Raw genomic sequence first — 18,477 nt, 5'->3', positions numbered from 1 at the left:
CGAGCTTAAAGGCCCGCGCTCATGACCTCAGAAACGGGAAGAAAAATGATTCAGGATTCACCTGCTTTGATTTCGGCAATACGCGATCGGTTTGCCCATGTTGACACCTGTCCTTTTCAAGGACCGCGCGTCTTCTTTGAAAATGCAGGCGGGGCGCTTACGCTCAAATCCGTCGTTGAAACTTCGGCCAAATACGCAGCCATTCCCGACAACCAAGGACGGGACAATCCGGCGTCGCACGCCTTGGTCCAGACCATAAACACGGCAAAAGCCGACCTTGCCGTGTTTATGAACGCCCCCAGCGGACAGTTTTTTGCAGGGGAAAGCGGGACAGAGCTTTTGTTTCGTATGATCCGAACAGCCTGTGAAAACGCGCCAAAAGGCAGCAAAGTGATCGGGTCATCCATTGAACATCCCGCAAGCCGAAGCGCCGCCTGCCGGTCTACCGAAAAGGCCGCGCTCGATTACCTTAATGTCCCGCATGATGCCGCTTCTGGATTGGTAACGGCGTCTGACTATGCTGCGGTCATGACACCTGACGTCTCGGTTGCGACCATCCTGCATGCTTCCCCCGTGTCCGGTATCGGCATGGATGTGGCGGCGATCGCAAAGGCAATCCGCGACGTGTCGCCGGACTGTTTTATCATTGTTGACGGGATACAACACGCCGCCCATGGACAGCTTGATATCGCGTCCTACGACATCGATGCTTATGTCATTTCACCTTACAAAGTCTTTTCGCGTCATGGATACGGGATCGCCTGGATTTCGGACCGCATGACCGCCCTGCCCCATGACATGCTGATCGACGCCCCAGAAACCGGATGGGAATTCGGCACACGGGACACAGGGTCCTATGCCACGGTTTCCGATGTCGTGGCCTATTTCGAATGGCTGGGCGGGGAAGTGTCGTCGGAAACCGGACGTCGAGAACGTATCGAAGCGGCTGGCGCTGCTATTCACGCTTATGAAACCCATCTGACCAACGCGATGATCAATGGCACGGGTAATCTGCCCGGTCTGCGGGACATGCCCCATGTGATGATCCTTGGTGGGGCAGACAATCCAGCACGCGAAGGTCTCGTGTCGATTGTGATCAAAGGGATGCCTTCGCCGGATGTGGTCACCTATTTGAATGCACAAGGCATTCGCACCCACACCCGAAAAGCAGATCATTATAGCAGCAATGTTCTGGACCCTCTCGGGTTGTCTGATTGTATTCGCATTTCACTGTGCCACTACAATACGGAACAGGAAGTCGCGCAACTGCTTGGGGCGATTAAAGAATTGCCTGAAACGCCTTAACCGCCGCAGAATCCAATTATTGCAAAACGCACCGCGGTGTATGAACCAAAGCCCTGCGGGCTGGGGTGACTGCGTGCGCCTTTTTCGCGCCGCACCGCTTTACCCGAACACCAATCTTTGAGTGTTTTCGCGGGAACTGAACTCTCTCCCAATTCATTTCAGACAAGTATAGACAAAAGTGTCCAATGCAATCTATGCATTAGACAATGATGTCCATTACTGGATTCGAGGCGACGGGATACCGAACTTTCAGACCCAGAGGAGACCGCCATGAAATCACACTATCGCGCAATCGTTATTGGAGGCGGAGTTGTCGGCACGTCTGTTTTGTATCATCTGGCCAAATTCGGATGGACGGATGTTTGCCTGATCGAGCGTTCGGTTCTGACCGCCGGATCAAGCTGGCACGCCGCCGGAGGGTTCCATGCCTTGAATGCGGATCCCAATATTGCCTCGCTTCAGGCCTACACAATCGACCTATTGTCCGAAATCGAACAAGAGTCAGGGCAATCTGTCGGGATGCATATGACAGGCGGCATGACCCTTGCCGGCACGCCGGATCGGTGGGAATGGTTGCAATCCGCCTATCGCACCTTTCAATCCATCGGCATTGATGACTGCCGGTTGATCACCCCTGAAGAAGCGGGTGATCTGTGTCCGATCATGTCGACAGATGGCATCCTAGGTGGCATGTGGGCCGATCGCGAAGGCTATGTCGACACAACCGGCACGGTGCATGCCTATGCCGGGGCTGCCAAAAAACGCGGCGCCGAGGTTATCGAACACAATCGGGTTCTCGAATTGGTGCAAACCAAAGACGGGTGGGATGTGGTAACCGAGAAAGGCACGATCCACACGGAACATGTGGTCAATGCTGCGGGCCTGTGGGCCAAACAGGTTGGCCGGATGGCGGGCGTGGAATTGCCTGTGTCTCCGTTAAACCATCATTATTTGATCTCTGACACCATTCCGGAACTGGAACAGCTCGACTTTGAAGTTCCCATGACTGTGGATCTCGAAGGGTTCACCTATATGCGTCAGGACCAAAAGGGCCTGTTGCTTGGCATTTACGAGATCGACCACGAACACTGGATGATGGATGGGGCGCCTTGGGAATACGGGTTTGAACTGCAGCAAGAAGACACCGACCGTATCGAACGCGAACTAACCCTCGGGTTCGAACGCTATCCCGCCCTGCAAGAGGTCGGTGTCAAGACATGGGTCAACGGCGCCTTTACCTTTGCGCCCGACGGCAACCCTTTGGTGGGTCCGGTGCGTGGCAAGCCCGGCTACTGGTGTGCTTGCGGTGTGATGGCGGGCTTTCTGCAAGGTGGCGGCGTCGGCAAATCGCTTGCCGAATGGATGATACATGGCGAACCAGAGGCGGATGTGTTCGGGATGGATGTGGCCCGCTTCGGCCCCTATGCCGAGAACAAACAATATATCAGGGAAACCACGGGCCAATTCTATACGCGCCGCTTTGTGATGACCTATCCCAACGAGCAATTGCCCGCAGGGCGCCCGTTGAAAAAAGCGCCCGCCTACTCGGACATGACCGCTGCCGGTTGTCGCTGGGGCGTGAGTTATGGTCTTGAGATACCACTGTATTTTGCGCCAAGCGCCGCGTTTGTTGAGACCCCCACTTTGAAACGCTCGAACGCATTCGACATCGTTGCCGCAGAATGCAAAGCGGTGCGCACGGCGGTTGGTCTCCTCGACATCTCGGGATTTTCAAGGTTCGAAGTATCCGGCGACGGTGCCGAGGCATGGCTGAACACCATTATGGCGTCGACGCTGCCCAAACCGGGGCGTGCGCGCCTTGCCCCGATGTTATCTGAACAGGGGCGCCTCAAGGGGGATTTGACCGTTTTTAACTGGGGCGACGGCACTTGGTGGATCATGGGCAGCTATTACCTGCGCGAATGGCACAAACGTTGGTTCGAAGATCATTCGGGGGCTGACGTGGCTGTCACGGACCTCTCTGACGCCACTGTCGGCTTTAGTCTTTCAGGCCCCAACAGCCTTCGGGTCCTCGAAAAACTGACCGATGGCGCAATCGCCGACCTGCCCTTTATGGGATGTGGCGTGTTCGACATTGGCATGTTGCGCGTCAAAGTGGGCCGTCTCTCGGTTTCGGGTGAACTTGGCTATGAAATTCATTGCGCCGCGACCGAGCATATCACCCTGCGCGACACCTTGCTGGCTGCGGGTGCAGATTGCGACATGCGAGAGGTCGGGTTTAGCGCCCTGCTCAGCCTGCGACTGGAAAAAAGCTTCGGGATTTGGAGCACTGAATTCACCCAAGGCTATAGTGCCGCCCAAACCGGAATGGATCGCTGGATTGACTGGGACAAGGGGGATTTCATAGGGCGGGACGCCGCGCAAAATGAACACAACTCTGGTGGCCCCGGACAGGTTGTTGTCACTCTCGAAGTGGATGCATTGGATGCAGACGCAAGTGGATACGAACCCGTATGGAACGGCGACAAACGCGTTGGCTTTGTGACATCCGGTGGGTACGGGCACACGGTTGGAAAATCGCTGGCACTGGCGATGGTGGATCGCAATGCTGCCTCCGAAGGCACCGCTTTGAGTGTGCACATCGTGGGCATGGAGCGGCCAGCAAAGGTCATCGCGTCGTCGCCTTATGACCCGACCGGCCAAGCGATGAGGGGCCGGTGATGGACAAGGAAACCCAGCGTCGCACAAGAGGCGGACGCCGCCGCCAACGCGAAGGCGACGCATCGCAACCCAAACCCCAGCGGGCGGTAAATTACCGTCAGTTGAAAAATCCGTTTCCGACAATGGATGTCTTCTCGGCGGATGAAATCGCCAACATGCATGACACGGCGCTGCGCACGCTTGAAGAGCTTGGCATCAAGGTTCTTTTGCCCGAAGCCCGCCGCGTGTTTGCAGCGGGCGGCGCGCGCGTCGATGAATCCACGGAAATGGTGTATATCGGGCGCGACATGGTTGAAGCGGCGATAGGGACCGCGCCTAAATCGATCAAATGCCGCGCAGGTGCACGCGACAGGGACTTTACGCTCGAACTCGGCAGCTTGGTGTTTCAGGCCGGCGCAGGCGCCCCGAACGCAACCGATCGCGAGCGCGGCAGGCGGCCCGGATCGGCGCGGGACTATGTCGAGTATTTGAAGCTGACACATCATTTTGATGTTTTTCAGATGATCTCGCCGCAGGTAGAACCACAGGATATTGAGACGCATCTGCGCCACTATTTCACGACCGAAGCCCAGTTCACCCACAGCGACAAATTTCCCTTTGTCTTTGCACGCGGAACACCGCAGGTGATGGATTGTTTTGAGATGACCCGCGACTTTCGCGGGCTAAGCGACGCAGAGTTTCAGGCATCCCCCCACTGTTATACGATCATAAATACCAACAGCCCGCGCACGCTGGATATTCCCATGGCGCAGGGTCTGATTGATTTCGCGCGGCATGGGCAAATGTCTATTGTCACGCCCTTTACGCTGATGGGCGCCATGGCCCCGATCACCGTCGCCGGGGCCATCACCCTTAGCCACGCCGAAGCGCTTTCGGCGATCACACTGACACAGCTGGTCAACCCTGGTGCACCGATTTGTTACGGTACATTCACATCGAATGTGGACATGAAATCCGGAGCGCCCGCTTTCGGCACCCCATCCCATTTTCAGGCATCTCTTGCAGCAGGACAGCTGGCCCGACATATCGGATTGCCCTGGCGATCTGCTGCGGGCTCTGCCGCGAACACCAATGATGTGCAGGCCGCAAACGAGAACCAGTTCGGACTGTGGGGGTGCCTTATGTCGGGGGCAACTGTGATCATCCACGCGGCAGGTTGGCTCGAAGGGGGGCTTAGCGTGTCTTATGAAAAGCTCGTCACTGACGCCGAAGTCTTGAACATGGTTGCCGAACTTTGTGCCGGAAACAGGGCGGGGCCCGATGAAATCGGGTTTGGAAACGCCATAAGCGAAGTTGATCCCAGCGGCCACTTCTTTGCGACCTCTCAAACGATGGAACGCTATAACACTGCATTTTACGAGCCGGTTGTGCACGACTATGCTAATTTTGGTACATGGACCGAACGTGGCGCCAAAGACGCCAATACCCGTGCAACAGACGTGTGGAAGGCTATTCTGGCCGAAGATGCCCGCCCCGCCATTGACGGCGACAGGCTTGCCCAATTAAAGGCGCATATCGCAAAACGTACCGCCGAAGGTGGTGCCCCGCCGGAGAGCTGACATGCCCAAACGCGCATCCCCAGTGTTGCATCGTGACGACCCAGACAAAGCCCCGCTTGTCGGACATGTAAAAGTCACGCGTGAAGACTGGTTGAACGTGGCGCGCGACGTCTTGGTGAGCGGTGGCGTTGCCGAAGTCAAAGTGCTGGCTCTGGGCGAGCGTCTGCAAGTGTCACGATCAAGTTTTTACTGGTATTTCAAAAGCCGCAAACATCTGCTCGAGGCGCTTTTGGATGATTGGGAAGAGCGTAATACGCAGACCATTATCCTGGCCTGTGAAAAGCAAACCGACAACATCACCCAAGCGACATGTGAATTTTTCCGATGCTTCATCGATCCCGATTTGTTTGACCAAGGGCTGGATTTCGCGGTGCGGGAATGGTCACGTCGGGATGGTGCGGTGCGCCAACGCATTGACGCCGCAGACAAGGCGCGCGTTGGGGCCCTGACCAACATGTTTGAACGTCACGACTTCGACCCGAACGAAGCCGAGGTCCGGGCCAGAATTCTGTATTATATGCAGCTTGGGTATCACGCGCTTGAGGTGCGCGAGCCGATGCAAGAGCGCCTTGAGCGGCTGGACTGGTATCTGGAATGCTTCACAGGCGTCAAACACGCGCCCGAAGATATCGAATCTTACCGAAATTTCAGCCTGTCAAAAGTGGCAGACCGATAGGGGTCGGGCGAGATCTCTCTCGCCCGACAAAACCTTAGGTATTGAACAGGAAGTGCATCACGTCGCCATCTTTCACAAGATAGCCTTTGCCTTCCGCGCGCATCTTGCCCGCTTCTTTTGATCCTTGTTCGCCGTTGCAGGCGATGTAATCGTCATAGGCGATGGTTTCGGCACGGATGAATCCCTTTTCGAAATCACCGTGGATCACGCCCGCAGCCTGAGGTGCCATTGTGCCCTGCTTGATTGTCCAGGCTCGCGCTTCTTTCGGGCCAACCGTGAAGTAGGTTTCCAAGTGCAGCAACTCGTAACCGGCACGGATCAGACGATCCAGTCCAGCCTCTTCCAGCCCCATTTCCTCGAGGAACATAACGGCCTCGTCATCTTCCAGCTGGCTGATCTCTTCTTCGATCTGCGCGGAAATAATAACGTGAGAGTTGCCCTGAGACGCAGCCATTTCCGCCACTTTGGCAGAATGCTCATTGCCATCAACGGACTCGGACTCACCTACGTTGCAGACATACAAAACCGGTTTCGTGGTCAAAAGCTGAAGCATTTTCCACGCTTTGAGGTCGTCCTCGGCCACTTCGACAACGCGGGCGGGCTGTCCGTCTTCCAGAACGGCCAAAGCGTCTTTCAACAAGCGTTCCTGCTGCACCGCTTCCTTGTCGCCGCCCCGCACCTTGCGCACGAGCCCTTGCATCCGTTTTTCAATGCTTTCGATATCCGCAAGCATCAATTCGGTTTCGATGGTCTCGGCATCGGCAACTGGATCAACGCGACCTTCGACATGGGTCACGTCACCATCTTCAAAACACCGCAGCACATGGGCAATCGCGTCGACTTCACGGATGTTTGCCAGAAACTGGTTGCCCAGCCCCTCCCCCTTGGATGCGCCTTTCACAAGGCCGGCAATATCGACAAACGTCATCCGTGTTGGAATGATCTGTTTGGATCCGGCGATTGCGGCCAGCTTGTCCAGACGCGCATCGGGAACACCCACATCACCCACGTTCGGCTCAATCGTGCAGAACGGAAAGTTCGCCGCCTGAGCTGCTGCAGTTTTTGTCAATGCGTTGAACAGCGTGGATTTACCGACGTTCGGCAGCCCCACAATACCCATTTTAAAGCCCATGCCCGGCCTCCTGATCCATGTTGGGCTGCTAATATGGAACAATTGCCCCATACGCAAGCGGCGCACATTTGAGTGAGTGGCACGACACGCCAATTGAACTTTTCCAAGACACTTATTAAATTCCAAAGCCTGAATTGTATCTGTTTAGCGAAACCACCATGAAATACGTTGTTATGTCGGCCCTGGTTGCCTTTTTAGCCGCGCCTGTCACGGCACAAGAGATTGTGTTTGGCGCAGGCTATACCAAATACGGGAATATCTCCGCTTCCGACGCTCCTGTGATCGAACTCGAATATCACCACAAACCCTTTCACGATACGCGCCACTGGGATGTGAGCTGGGGTGGCGTCGTCTCGGGAACGGCCGACGAAGATTATTTCTTGGGGGTCGGTCTTGTCGGGACATATGATTTCGACAGCCCGTGGTTTGCCGAAGTCAGCGTTATGCCGGGTCTGTATTCCGAAGGCAGCATTCTCACCGATCTCGGGGATGCGCTGGAATTCCGCAGTTTGCTGGGCGTCGGCTATGCCTTTCGAAACGGAAGTGCCGTTTCTTTGGCCATCGTGCACAAATCCAATGCCAGCCTTGGCGACGTCAATCCCGGCGTGAACACAATTCTTCTGCGCTATCACAAGCGTTTCTAAGGGTTTTCCGCACAAGAGAGACAAGTCAACGCCTTGGCGGGATTGATTTCCCCCGCAGGTTACGGCACATCGGAACTCAGAATTTTGACAGGGACCAGCCGATGACTCGCATAGACGCCAAATTCGCAGAATTGAACGCCGCAGGCAAAAAGGCCTTTGTGGCCTATGTGATGGCAGGAGATCCCAACTATGACGAGTCGCTCGAGATCGTCAAAGGTCTTCCGGGGGCCGGTGTCGATGTGATCGAACTTGGTCTGCCGTTCACCGATCCAATGGCGGATGGCCCGACAATCCAGCTCGCGGGTCAACGCGCTCTGGACGCAGGCATGACCCTGCAACGTACGCTGGACCTTGCCACCGAGTTTCGCAAAGAAGACAACACAACGCCAATCGTCATGATGGGGTATTACAACCCGATCTATAACCGGGGCGTTGACACCTTCCTGAAGGATGCAATGGCTGCCGGCATCGACGGTCTGATTGTGGTCGACCTTCCCCCCGAAGAAGACGAAGAACTGTGCATCCCGGCGCAGGCCGCAGGCATGAACTTTATCCGCCTCGCCACACCAACGACAGATGACAAACGCCTGCCCAAGGTTTTGCAAAACACCTCGGGGTTTGTGTACTACGTGTCCATCACCGGCATTACAGGCGCAGCCGAAGCCGAAGCCACCAACGTCGGCCCGGAAGTGGCCCGTATCAAAGCCTCAACAGACCTGCCGGTCATCGTTGGGTTTGGTATCAACACCCCCGAAAAATCCGAGGCGATTGCCTCGGTTGCAGACGGTGCTGTTGTCGGGTCGGCCATCGTGAGCCAGATCGGCGCAGGCAAACCCGTTGCAGAGGTTCTGGCGTTTGTGAAATCGCTGTCTGACGGCGCGCACCGCGCCTGATACACAGATGTACGGACGCGCCCTTTCGCTTTTCAAGACCAACATCGCTCTTTACACGATTGTCATCGTGGTTGTTGTGATGTTCGAGCTGATGATGCAAGCCGTGGGGATTGTCACGCTGGTGTTTGCCGGCCTGACGATGCTTTACACCCACCGCATGATCCAGCTTGATGAAGTCTACGGCTGGGCCGATCCTCTGAGCACGACGGGCAAAGACGGCTCGAAAGTGCCCATCATAGGATATTCGCTGCGGTTTCTGGCACTGTTTATCATCCTGACGCTGATGATCACGGCAGGTTTTATCACGCTGGACCGGTTTGGCGTTCTTGACCCGAACGCGGAGACTGTGGATCTGGCCTTTGCAATCTGGGGTGTTTTGATCGCCGTCCCGGCCTTTTGCGGCCTGATGGCCGTGGTGGGCACTGTGTTGCCAGCCTGTGCCGAACGTGGCGACACATCGCTGATCTCTGCTGCAGGCCGAGGGTTCAAGACCTTTTGGAAAACCCTTGTGAACCTTGTAATCGGCCCTGTTGCCTTGGCGATCACAGGGATGATCGTCCTTGGGTACACCGGATGGCATGTAGACGAGACAAGCGGTTGGATCCTGCGGGCTGCCTATCAGATCTTTGTATCGATTCTGACAATTGTGCCCGCGACCTTGGCAGCCACCGCGCTCAGCATCGCGTATCTCGACGCTGAATCACGCTAATACATCCTTCGTTTCCTTGGCCATCCCAGGTTTTTGACAGGCATTTTGGGTGTCCTGGCACAGCACACTTGCGCAAAACCTTTCATATTGGTAAAGAACATTTACCAATATCGCCAAAAGTGAGTCCGACATGCCCGTCATCACCAATATTGAAGACCTAAAACGCATTTATCAGCGCCGCGTGCCGCGCATGTTCTATGACTATGCCGAAAGTGGCAGCTGGACCGAACAGACATTCCGAGAAAACACCTCAGATTTCGACGACATCTATTTGCGCCAGCGTGTTGCGGTCGACATGTCAGGCCGCTCAACCGCGACCAAGATGATCGGCCAGGACGTTTCGATGCCCGTAGCTTTGGCCCCTGTTGGGCTGACGGGAATGCAGCACGCAGACGGTGAAATCAAAGCCGCCCGCGCGGCCGAGGCCTTCGGGGTCCCCTTCACACTGTCCACCATGTCGATCAACTCGATCGAAGAAGTCGCCGAAGCCACATCAAAACCTTTCTGGTTCCAGCTTTATACGATGCGGGACACGGATTATGTCAGCCGCCTGATCCAGCGCGCAAAGGATGCGAAGTGTTCGGCGCTGGTGATTACACTGGACCTTCAAATTCTGGGCCAGCGCCACAAGGACCTGAAAAACGGCCTCTCCGCCCCGCCCAAGCTGACGCCATCGACCATTGCAAACCTGATGACCAAATGGCGCTGGGGCATTGGTATGCTGGGCGCGAAACGCCGCAACTTTGGCAACATCGTTGGCCATGTGGATGGCATTTCAGATTCTGCCGATCTCGGGGCATGGACCGCCGAGTCCTTCGATCCGACATTGGATTGGAACAAAGTCGCCAAGATCAAAGAAGATTGGGGCGGCCCTGTTATCCTCAAAGGTATTCTGGATGCGGAAGACGCAAAAATGGCGCTTCAGGTCGGGGCCGATGCGATTATCGTTTCCAATCACGGCGGCCGACAACTCGACGGGGCGATGTCCTCTATCCGTGCTCTGCCTTCCATTCTGGATGCCGTTGGGGATCAGGTTGAAGTCCACCTCGACAGTGGTATCCGCTCTGGTCAGGATGTGCTGAAGGCCGTCGCGATGGGGGCAAAAGGCACCTATATCGGACGTTCCTTTGTCTACGGTCTGGGCGCGATGGGTCAGGCGGGCGTAACCAAAGCGCTTGAGATCATCCACAAGGAAATGGATGTATCGATGGCCCTGTGTGGACGTCGCACCATCGCGGAACTGGACCGCGATATTCTGTTGGTCCCAGAGAACTTCGAAGGTCGCTGGCAGGCGTAAACCGCCCCACCACATGAGACGAAAGCAGGCGTGCCATTGGTACGCCTGTTCTTATTGAAGAGAGATGCCGGAAACCACGGCGAATCCTCTTTTCAAAAGCGAAATACTGCGGTATAGGCGCGGCTTCACGCGGGGTGACAGCCTTGGAGGCACCCTGCCCTAACATATTGGAGAATTCAAATGGCTGGACAGATCCCAGATCTTCACGCCGAGGTCCGCGCGGGGACAGGCAAGGGCGCCGCTCGCGCAGCACGTCGTAACAACATGGTTCCAGGTGTCGTCTATGGTGGCGATGCAGAGCCGCTGGCAATCCAGATGCCTTTCAATGTTCTGTTCAAGAAATTGAAAGAAGGCCGCTTCTTGTCGACCCTTTTCAACCTCAAGGTTGAAGGCCAGGAAGACGTGCGCGTTATCTGCCGCGGCGTACAGCGCGACGTTGTAAAAGACCTTCCAACGCACATCGACCTGCTGCGTCTGCGCCGCACATCGAAGATCAAACTCTTCATTCACGTTGATTTCATCAACGAAGAAGAAGCACCCGGCATCAAAAAGGGCGGCGTTCTGACCGTTGTCCGTCCAGAAGTCGAGCTAAACGTGACTGCGGGCGAAATCCCAGAAAGCATCACAGTTGATCTGGCTGGTATGGAAATTGGCGACATCGTCCACATCTCGGACGTGACCCTGCCAAGCGGTGCGAAAACCACTGTTGACCGCGACTTTGTTATTGCGAACATCTCGGCTCCGTCGGGTCTGCGTTCGTCGGATAACGAAGAAGAAGGTGAAGAAGGCGAAGTAGAAGCAGCTGCTGAAGAGTAATCTTCTGATCCCTTCTAATGTATTGAAACGCGGTCCCTCGGGGCCGCGTTTTTCTTTGGTGGTCCCGGAATTGATTCCGCCTTCACACCCGCCTATAGATCAGGGTGCGCAAGAGACGGGAACTGCATGACATGAAACTGTTTGTTGGTCTGGGAAATCCGGGAACAAAATATGCGGGCAATCGCCACAATATTGGCTTTATGGCCCTTGATCGGATTGCCGAGGATCACGGATTTTCGCCGTGGCGCACAAAGTTTCAGGCACAGGTAAGCGAAGGCAAGTTCGGCAGTGAGAAGGTCATTCTGCTCAAGCCTGAAACCTTTATGAATTTGTCTGGCAAATCCGTTGGCGAAGCCATGCGGTTTTACAAGCTCGACAGCACGGATATCACCGTTTTCCATGACGAGCTGGACCTTGCTCCGGGCAAATGCCGCGCCAAGGCTGGCGGCGGACATGCAGGCCACAACGGGCTGCGCTCTATTCATCAGCACATCGGGCCTCACTACGACCGGATTCGCATGGGCATCGGCCATCCCGGCAACAAAAACGCCGTTTCCGGCTATGTGTTGCGCGATTTTGCAAAAGCGGACCAAGACTGGCTGGATGACGTCTTGCGCGGCATCTCGGACGGGGCATCCCATCTGGCCGCAGGTGACAGCGGGAAATTCATGAATGCCGTTGCATTGCGTGTGAACCCGCCGCGATCGTCCACGACCCAGCCCAAGCCCAAACCAGAGGGCACCCGCCCCACATCACAAAAAGCAACCAAGCCGCAGAAGGCGACGCCAAAACCCGCCACACCCAACGCGGAACCGGCGCCAAAGGAAGCTGCTGCAGAAGACACCCGCAGCGCGATGCAAAAATTGATGGACAAATTTAAATGACTTCACCTTTGAGAGAAGCGTTTCGTGAACAGGCCGAGCATTGCGAAGGATTGGGCAGCCCGTTCATGGGACGTTTGCTGCGCCTTTTGGCCGACAAGTGGCCCCAAGACACAGCGCTTGCAGAGAAGTTGGACAATTGGTCCGGCGACATTCGTCCAATGGCGGCCAGCCTGCCCTTGCGCACCACAGGTGGTTTGCACGCCCTTGTTCTGAAAGGGATGGATGGAGATCTGGCTTCTGTTTACCCGCCCAATGCGGCAACAGACGACGCGCTTTGGGCGGCGGTCGAAGCGGCCCTGCGCACGCATGACGACTGGCTTTGCGGCTGGGTCGACAACGCCCCACAAACCAATGAGGTACGCCGGTCTGCGGCTCTCATTGCAGCCTCGAACCTCTTGAATGACCGGTTTGGCCTTCCCATGCGCCTGTCGGAACTTGGTGCAAGCGGTGGGTTGAACCTCATGTTTGACCAGTTTTCGTTGCAGCTGCAGGATCAGACGTACGGTGCCAGCGGGGCAACGGTCGCGCTCAACCCGACATGGACCGGGGTCCTTCCCCCAGTCTCGACACCTGATATCCGTGACCGTCGCGGCGTTGATCTCAACCCGCTTGAGGCCGCCAGTGAAGAAGGCGCGCTGCGCTTGCTGGCGTATCTGTGGCCTGACCAGAGCGATCGTATGGACCGCACCCGCGCCGCAATCACATTGCAAACCGCCGAGGTTGATCGTGCGGATGCCATTGACTGGCTTGGGGACCGCATCGAACAGCCCTTTGGCGGCCTTCACCTGATTTATCACACTGTTGCGTGGCAGTATTTCCCGACAGATGTGCAGGCGCGCGGGCAGCAGATCATCGAGGACGCAGGCGCCAAAGCAACGCCAGAACGCCCGCTTGCGTGGTTGCGTATGGAAGCCGATGGAAACTCTCCTGGCGCGAGCCTGACCATGCGGCTTTGGCCAGGCGATCAGCTTATTGATCTCGGACGGATCGACTTTCATGGTCGCTGGGTGGATTGGCAGGGGCCTGAACGGCTCTCCTAACGTAACTCTTGCCAAAGTCCCTCTTGGCCGTGTCGTATAGGCGCAAACGGAGGGGAACCATGCGCACCATCGGAAAATGGCTGGGTCGCATCTTATTGATGCTCATTCTGGCAGCAGCTGTCATGTATGTCTGGAAACGCGAAGAAATTCATCGCCTGATGGCGGTGAACTCGTTGTTCAGCGAAGACAAGATCGTCCACAACTTTTCAAACATGAACCAAGCCTTCTTGACCCGCGACGTCGCACGGGGTGACGGGCCGGTTTCCGCCTTGCCACAGGGACCAAACGCAGACATGCCATCGAGGTTTGCCGACTGGGTCGAACAACGCTCTGTCACCGGTGTGGTCGTTTTGAAAGACGGCCAGATGGTGCATGAAACCTATTATCAAGGCACATCACCAGAAGACCAGCGCATCTCTTGGTCCGTGGCCAAATCCTATTTGTCCGCGTTGTTCGGGGTGGTCCTCGCAGAAGGTCACATCGAAAGTCTAGATGATCCGGTCACAAAATACGCCCCGTCCCTCGCAGGCACGGCCTATGACGCGGCCACCATTCGCAATGTTTTGCAAATGTCGAGCGGTGTCACCTTTGACGAGGATTATCTGGACTTCAATTCCGACATAAACCGGATGGGCCGTGTAATTGCCTTGGGCGGGACGATGGATTCCTTTGCAGAAGGATTGAGCGAAACCTTCATCGTGCCGGGCGCTCAGTGGAAATACGTGTCCATCGATACCCATATTTTGGGGATGGTGATCCGCGGTGCAACCGGCCGCGATATCGCCAGCCTGCTGTCCGAGAAAATCATTCAGCCACTGGGTTACGAAGCCTCCCCCTACTACATCACCGACGGTGTGGGTGTGGCCTTTGTATTGGGTGGGCTTAATATCCGAACCCGTGACTATGCCCGCTTTGGGCAGATGTTCCTGCAAAACGGCATGTATGGCGGCCAACAGATTGTTCCCGCCGACTGGGTCGCGGCCAGCACGGTTCCAAGCGCCAAGACTGCGGAAGGCAAGCTGCACTATGGGTACCAGTGGTGGATGCCCAAAGACGTTCGCGACGGCGAGTTTTTTGGAATCGGTGTCTACGGCCAGTACGTTTATATCAACCGACCCTTGGGCATTGTGATCGCCGTGAACTCGGCTGATCGACAGTTCAAACAAGACGGCGTCAGCGATTCAAATATCGCAATGTTCCGCCAAATCAGCGAAAGCTTGCAGTAGCCTTGGTGCAGAACGTGGTTTGCCCTAAGATGTCGGGCAAACCACAATGAGGACATTTCAGGTCATGCAGATGGAACCTTCGGTAAATGTACTGGGCACTGTGCTTGAGAAATGCTCGTCCACGCCGCTGACGGGGTTCTTTCGAGACGGTCACTGCAACACCTGTTACGAAGATCAAGGCGTGCATACGGTCTGCGCCGTGATGACTGCCGAGTTTCTGGCATTCTCAAAATATGTGGGCAACGATCTCTCCACCCCGCATCCGCAGTTCGGCTTTCCCGGGTTGAAGCCGGGGGATCAATGGTGCCTGTGCGCAAGCCGGTTCCTTCAGGCCCATGACGAAGGCTGCGCGCCCAAGGTGCACCTTGAGGCGACACATGAAAAAACACTCGATATTGTTCCGATGGAAGTTCTGAACCTTCACGCTTTGTAAGCGGAGCGGTCTAGTGCGCGCGTGCTCCCTGCCTTTTCAATTCTTGCTGAATTGCTGTGATATCGACCGCGTCCAATTCGGCATTTGATTTTGTCGCCAAGGCTGCGGCGATCCCCGCCCCCTGCCCGATCACCGCACAGCACGCCATATTGCGTGTGGCTGCATGGGCAATTTTTTCACCGCCCGTGGCCCGCCCCGAAACCAGCAACCCTTTGATCTTTTTGGGCAACAGGTTTCTGTACGGGATTTCGAAATACCGCCCCGTCGTTGGCAAGATCAGAACCCCATACCCGTCAATAAACTCAGGAAAGATACCAATGCTGTCGTCAAACCGCGCCTGTTCGCGCACATCCGTTTCGGTCATGATGTAATTGGTATCGACCTTGCGGGTGTCGCGAATGCCCAGCGTCATGCCAAAATTGCGCAAACGAATATTCTCGCAGCCCGGCGTATAGGCGCGCAGTGCCTCAATGGCCAACATGGCCTGACGCCGCCCTTCAATTTCATTTGCGGTGAGGTCATCGGGATCTGTGCCATCGCAATTGGCAAGGTGGATCAGGTTCATATAAGTCAATTCGCCCGTGTCATGCGCCGCGCCCCATGTGCCCGCGATGGTATTCAGATGCGCAGGGATCATTCCGGCCTTGATCGCCTGTGCAAAGGGTTTGTGCAAAAACGGCGAGAACATGCTGTCCTCTTTACCTGTGGTTTCAATGTTCCACTCTCCACCGCCACCCCAATCGGCATAGGTCTGTGGGTCTTGCTTGATCCCTTCCACAAAACGGGCCTTATCCAGCCCTGCCACATGGAACATAACCGACGCCGCCATCAGATCTTCGCGTGGCGCTTTGCTTGTCGGGGCCCCCGCACGATGCGCAACATCCGCGTCTCCTGTCGCATCCACAACAACCTTGGCCAGGATCGCTTCGCGGCCTGCCTTGGATTCGGTGATAATGCCCGTGATCCGGTTGCCCTCCATAATCGGCGCAACAAAAGAGCGATGCAGCATGGCGTGGATGCCAGCCTCTTCGACCATGCGGTCCGCAACCAGCTTGAACCCTTCGCTGTCAATTTCATAGCTGAGGGATTGAGACTCGGGCACCGCGAAACCCGCATCCTTGGCAGCGTTTTCAAATTCGCGCGCAATACCATCGGACTCTACCGTTGCCTCGTGGCGATACCAGTGCATACCCTCGACGCCGACCGCCGTGATGTTGCCGCCAAAGCACCCATAGCGCTCGACAAGGCAGACCTCGACGCCAGCACGCGCCGCCGCCAGAGCCGCAGACAGCCCTCCGGGACCCGAGCCCACAACAAGCACATCGGTTTCATGAATGACGTCTATTTGGCGGGCTGGTTCGAGTATCGTTCGCATTCTGCGACGGTGCCGCACGGCCTGCGCCTGCGTCAAATAAAATCATACCGCCGTTCAAGAATTCAGGATGTCCAAGGTCAGTAGGCCAGACCTGTGCCATCCGGTGTATTCTCGGTCGGCGGCGGCCCTATTGGTCCCGTGTTGTCTTCGAAAATTTTGCCTGTCTTGGGGTTCAGGATTACAACTCGTGCCCGATTGGATGTCCGACCGATAATACGGGTGCGGCCAAACAGCGTACGATCCACTTTGATCTCGCTGTACCCCGCCGCTTGCATTTCACCGAAGATCCGGTCTTTTGCAGACCCTTGGGCCAAGGCGGGTGAGGCTGTTCCGACGAAGGTGATGACAACCAGTATCTGGATCAAGCTTCGGACCATGACCGTTCTGATGCCTCTCCCAAAACAAAAAAGGCGGCCTCTGGGCCGCCCTTTAAACCTTATTCGGCTGCGCGACCTTCTGTGTCGCTCATGTCAAAGCCCAGATAACGGGCCACCGTTTGAACGTCTTTGTCACCGCGTCCACACATGTTCATCACAAGCACATGGTCCTTGGGCAAAGTCGGGGCGATCTTCATCACATGTGCCAATGCGTGGCAGGGCTCGAGCGCAGGAATAATCCCTTCTTGTGCACACGAGAACTGGAAGGCTTCCAAAGCCTCTTTGTCTGTGATGGACACATATTTTGCGCGCCCTGTGTCGTGCAGCCAGCTGTGTTCTGGGCCGATGCCCGGATAATCCAGCCCCGCAGAAATCGAATAGCCTTCCAGAATTTGGCCGTCATCGTCCTGAAGCAGATAGGTGCGGTTCCCGTGCAGAACGCCGGGGCGTCCACCGGTCAGGGACGCACAGTGTTCCATGTTTTCATCGACGCCTTTGCCGCCGGCTTCGACACCGATGATATTGACCGAGTCATCGTCAAGGAACGGATAGAACAGGCCCATGGCATTCGATCCACCGCCAATCGAGGCAATGATCGTATCAGGCAAAGCCCCTTCGCCTTCAAACTCGGGAAGCTGCTCTCTGACTTCTTTGCCAATGATGGATTGGAAGTCGCGCACCATTGCCGGATAGGGATGGGGTCCGGCCACGGTTCCGATGCAATAAAACGTGTCGCGTACATTGGTCACCCAATCGCGCAGCGCATCGTTCATTGCATCCTTGAGCGTACCACGGCCGCTGGTCACCGGAACGACCTCGGCGCCCAAAAGGCGCATACGGAATACGTTGGGGGCCTGACGCTGAACGTCATGAGCGCCCATATAGACAACACATTTGAGGCCAAACTTGGCACAGACGGTTGCAGTTGCCACGCCGTGCTGGCCCGCGCCTGTTTCGGCAATAATACGGGTCTTGCCCATGCGGCGTGCCAGAATTATCTGGCCCAGCACGTTGTTGATTTTATGCGCACCCGTGTGGTTAAGCTCGTCTCGCTTGAGATAGATCTTAGCGCCACCCAGTGTTTCGGTCATGCGCTCTGCGAAATACAGTGGGCTTGGACGACCAACATAGTGGGTCCAAAGGTCCTGCATCTCGGCCCAGAAGGTGTCGTCGGTTTTGGCCTTCTCGTATTCGGCTTCCAGATCAAGGATCAGAGGCATCAGGGTTTCGGACACAAAGCGTCCCCCGAATTTTCCGAAACGACCCTTTTCGTCGGGTCCATTCATGAAGCTATTGAAAAGATCTTCGGCCATACTCTCGCCCTTCTTTTGCGTCCACTTTACCTAGAGCGCAGGGGGCGTCGGGGCAAGCGCAAAGCGTGCTGAAAATACCCAACTGCGTCCTATGAAAGAGATTGCGTGCCTTGGTG

Annotated in this window: 17 protein-coding genes; 13 read left to right on the top strand and 4 right to left on the bottom strand. The window is 56.0% G+C overall.

Annotation, left to right across the window (positions count from 1 at the left end):
- Window positions 1-45: 45 nt before the first annotated feature.
- The 4 genes from PH7735_RS03895 to PH7735_RS03880 all read left to right on the top strand — a co-directional run bounded on the left by PH7735_RS03895 (window position 46) and on the right by PH7735_RS03880 (window position 6,222).
- Entirely contained in the window at window positions 46-1,305 is a 1,260-nt protein-coding gene (locus tag PH7735_RS03895; RefSeq protein ID WP_058309988.1) for an aminotransferase class V-fold PLP-dependent enzyme, read from the top strand.
- Between the two features lie 270 nt (window positions 1,306-1,575).
- Window positions 1,576-3,987: a GcvT family protein gene (locus PH7735_RS03890; protein WP_058309987.1), complete on the top strand. Its 2,412-nt coding sequence runs from the start codon at window positions 1,576-1,578 to the stop codon at window positions 3,985-3,987.
- On the top strand, window positions 3,987-5,546 hold the full coding sequence (locus PH7735_RS03885) for a trimethylamine methyltransferase family protein (RefSeq protein WP_058309986.1): 1,560 nt from the start codon (window positions 3,987-3,989) through the stop codon (window positions 5,544-5,546). The genes PH7735_RS03890 and PH7735_RS03885 overlap by 1 nt, the downstream gene beginning before the upstream one ends.
- Before the next feature lies 1 nt (window position 5,547).
- The gene (locus PH7735_RS03880) at window positions 5,548-6,222 is read left to right on the top strand and encodes a TetR/AcrR family transcriptional regulator (protein WP_058309985.1); all 675 of its coding nucleotides are present in this window, start codon (window positions 5,548-5,550) and stop codon (window positions 6,220-6,222) included.
- Window positions 6,223-6,256: 34 nt separating this feature from the next.
- On the opposite strand, the gene ychF is transcribed toward PH7735_RS03880, so the two are convergent.
- Window positions 6,257-7,354, bottom strand: a complete 1,098-nt coding sequence (gene ychF / locus PH7735_RS03875) for a redox-regulated ATPase YchF (RefSeq protein ID WP_058309984.1) — start codon at window positions 7,352-7,354, stop codon at window positions 6,257-6,259.
- 158 nt (window positions 7,355-7,512) lie between these two features.
- On the opposite strand from ychF, the gene PH7735_RS03870 reads away from it, so the two are divergent.
- The 9 genes from PH7735_RS03870 (at window position 7,513) to PH7735_RS03830 (ending at window position 15,296) form a co-directional block, all read left to right on the top strand.
- Window positions 7,513-7,998, top strand: coding sequence for an acyloxyacyl hydrolase (locus PH7735_RS03870; protein ID WP_058309983.1), 486 nt, complete (start codon window positions 7,513-7,515; stop codon window positions 7,996-7,998).
- A 101-nt stretch (window positions 7,999-8,099) separates the two neighbouring features.
- On the top strand, window positions 8,100-8,891 hold the full coding sequence (gene trpA / locus PH7735_RS03865) for a tryptophan synthase subunit alpha (RefSeq protein WP_058309982.1): 792 nt from the start codon (window positions 8,100-8,102) through the stop codon (window positions 8,889-8,891).
- 7 nt (window positions 8,892-8,898) lie between these two features.
- On the top strand, window positions 8,899-9,600 hold the full coding sequence (locus PH7735_RS03860) for a hypothetical protein (RefSeq protein ID WP_058309981.1): 702 nt from the start codon (window positions 8,899-8,901) through the stop codon (window positions 9,598-9,600).
- Between the two features lie 130 nt (window positions 9,601-9,730).
- Window positions 9,731-10,897 carry an alpha-hydroxy acid oxidase gene (locus PH7735_RS03855; protein WP_058309980.1) on the top strand — a complete coding sequence of 389 codons (1,167 nt, stop codon included), beginning with the start codon at window positions 9,731-9,733 and terminating at the stop codon, window positions 10,895-10,897.
- Window positions 10,898-11,077: 180 nt separating this feature from the next.
- Window positions 11,078-11,713 (top strand): 50S ribosomal protein L25/general stress protein Ctc, encoded by a 636-nt coding sequence (locus PH7735_RS03850; protein ID WP_058309979.1) that lies wholly within the window; start codon window positions 11,078-11,080, stop codon window positions 11,711-11,713.
- Between the two features lie 131 nt (window positions 11,714-11,844).
- Window positions 11,845-12,597, top strand: coding sequence for an aminoacyl-tRNA hydrolase (pth, locus tag PH7735_RS03845; RefSeq protein ID WP_058309978.1), 753 nt, complete (start codon window positions 11,845-11,847; stop codon window positions 12,595-12,597).
- Window positions 12,594-13,637 carry a DUF2332 domain-containing protein gene (locus PH7735_RS03840; protein ID WP_058309977.1) on the top strand — a complete coding sequence of 348 codons (1,044 nt, stop codon included), beginning with the start codon at window positions 12,594-12,596 and terminating at the stop codon, window positions 13,635-13,637. The genes pth and PH7735_RS03840 overlap by 4 nt, the downstream gene beginning before the upstream one ends.
- Window positions 13,638-13,696: 59 nt before the next feature.
- Window positions 13,697-14,863, top strand: coding sequence for a serine hydrolase domain-containing protein (locus PH7735_RS03835; RefSeq protein ID WP_058309976.1), 1,167 nt, complete (start codon window positions 13,697-13,699; stop codon window positions 14,861-14,863).
- 64 nt (window positions 14,864-14,927) lie between these two features.
- Window positions 14,928-15,296, top strand: coding sequence for a DUF2237 family protein (locus tag PH7735_RS03830; protein ID WP_058311136.1), 369 nt, complete (start codon window positions 14,928-14,930; stop codon window positions 15,294-15,296).
- Window positions 15,297-15,306: 10 nt separating this feature from the next.
- Here the strand turns inward: PH7735_RS03830 and PH7735_RS03825 are convergent, their stop codons facing one another.
- The 3 genes from PH7735_RS03825 to trpB form a co-directional block, all read right to left on the bottom strand.
- Window positions 15,307-16,671: an FAD-dependent oxidoreductase gene (locus PH7735_RS03825; RefSeq protein WP_058309975.1), complete on the bottom strand. Its 1,365-nt coding sequence runs from the start codon at window positions 16,669-16,671 to the stop codon at window positions 15,307-15,309.
- A gap of 77 nt (window positions 16,672-16,748) precedes the next feature.
- A complete protein-coding gene (locus PH7735_RS03820) occupies window positions 16,749-17,048 on the bottom strand; it encodes a hypothetical protein (RefSeq protein ID WP_058309974.1) in 300 nt (99 codons plus the stop codon).
- Window positions 17,049-17,107: 59 nt separating this feature from the next.
- Complete coding sequence (gene trpB / locus PH7735_RS03815) at window positions 17,108-18,361, bottom strand: tryptophan synthase subunit beta (RefSeq protein ID WP_058309973.1); 1,254 nt, start codon at window positions 18,359-18,361, stop codon at window positions 17,108-17,110.
- Window positions 18,362-18,477 lie beyond the last annotated feature (116 nt).

Source organism: Shimia thalassica (genome assembly GCF_001458215.1).
Classification (GTDB): Bacteria; Pseudomonadota; Alphaproteobacteria; order Rhodobacterales; family Rhodobacteraceae; genus Shimia; species Shimia thalassica.
Note: the sequence above shows the minus strand (reverse complement) of the source record. Positions and strands in the feature narration are given on the sequence as shown.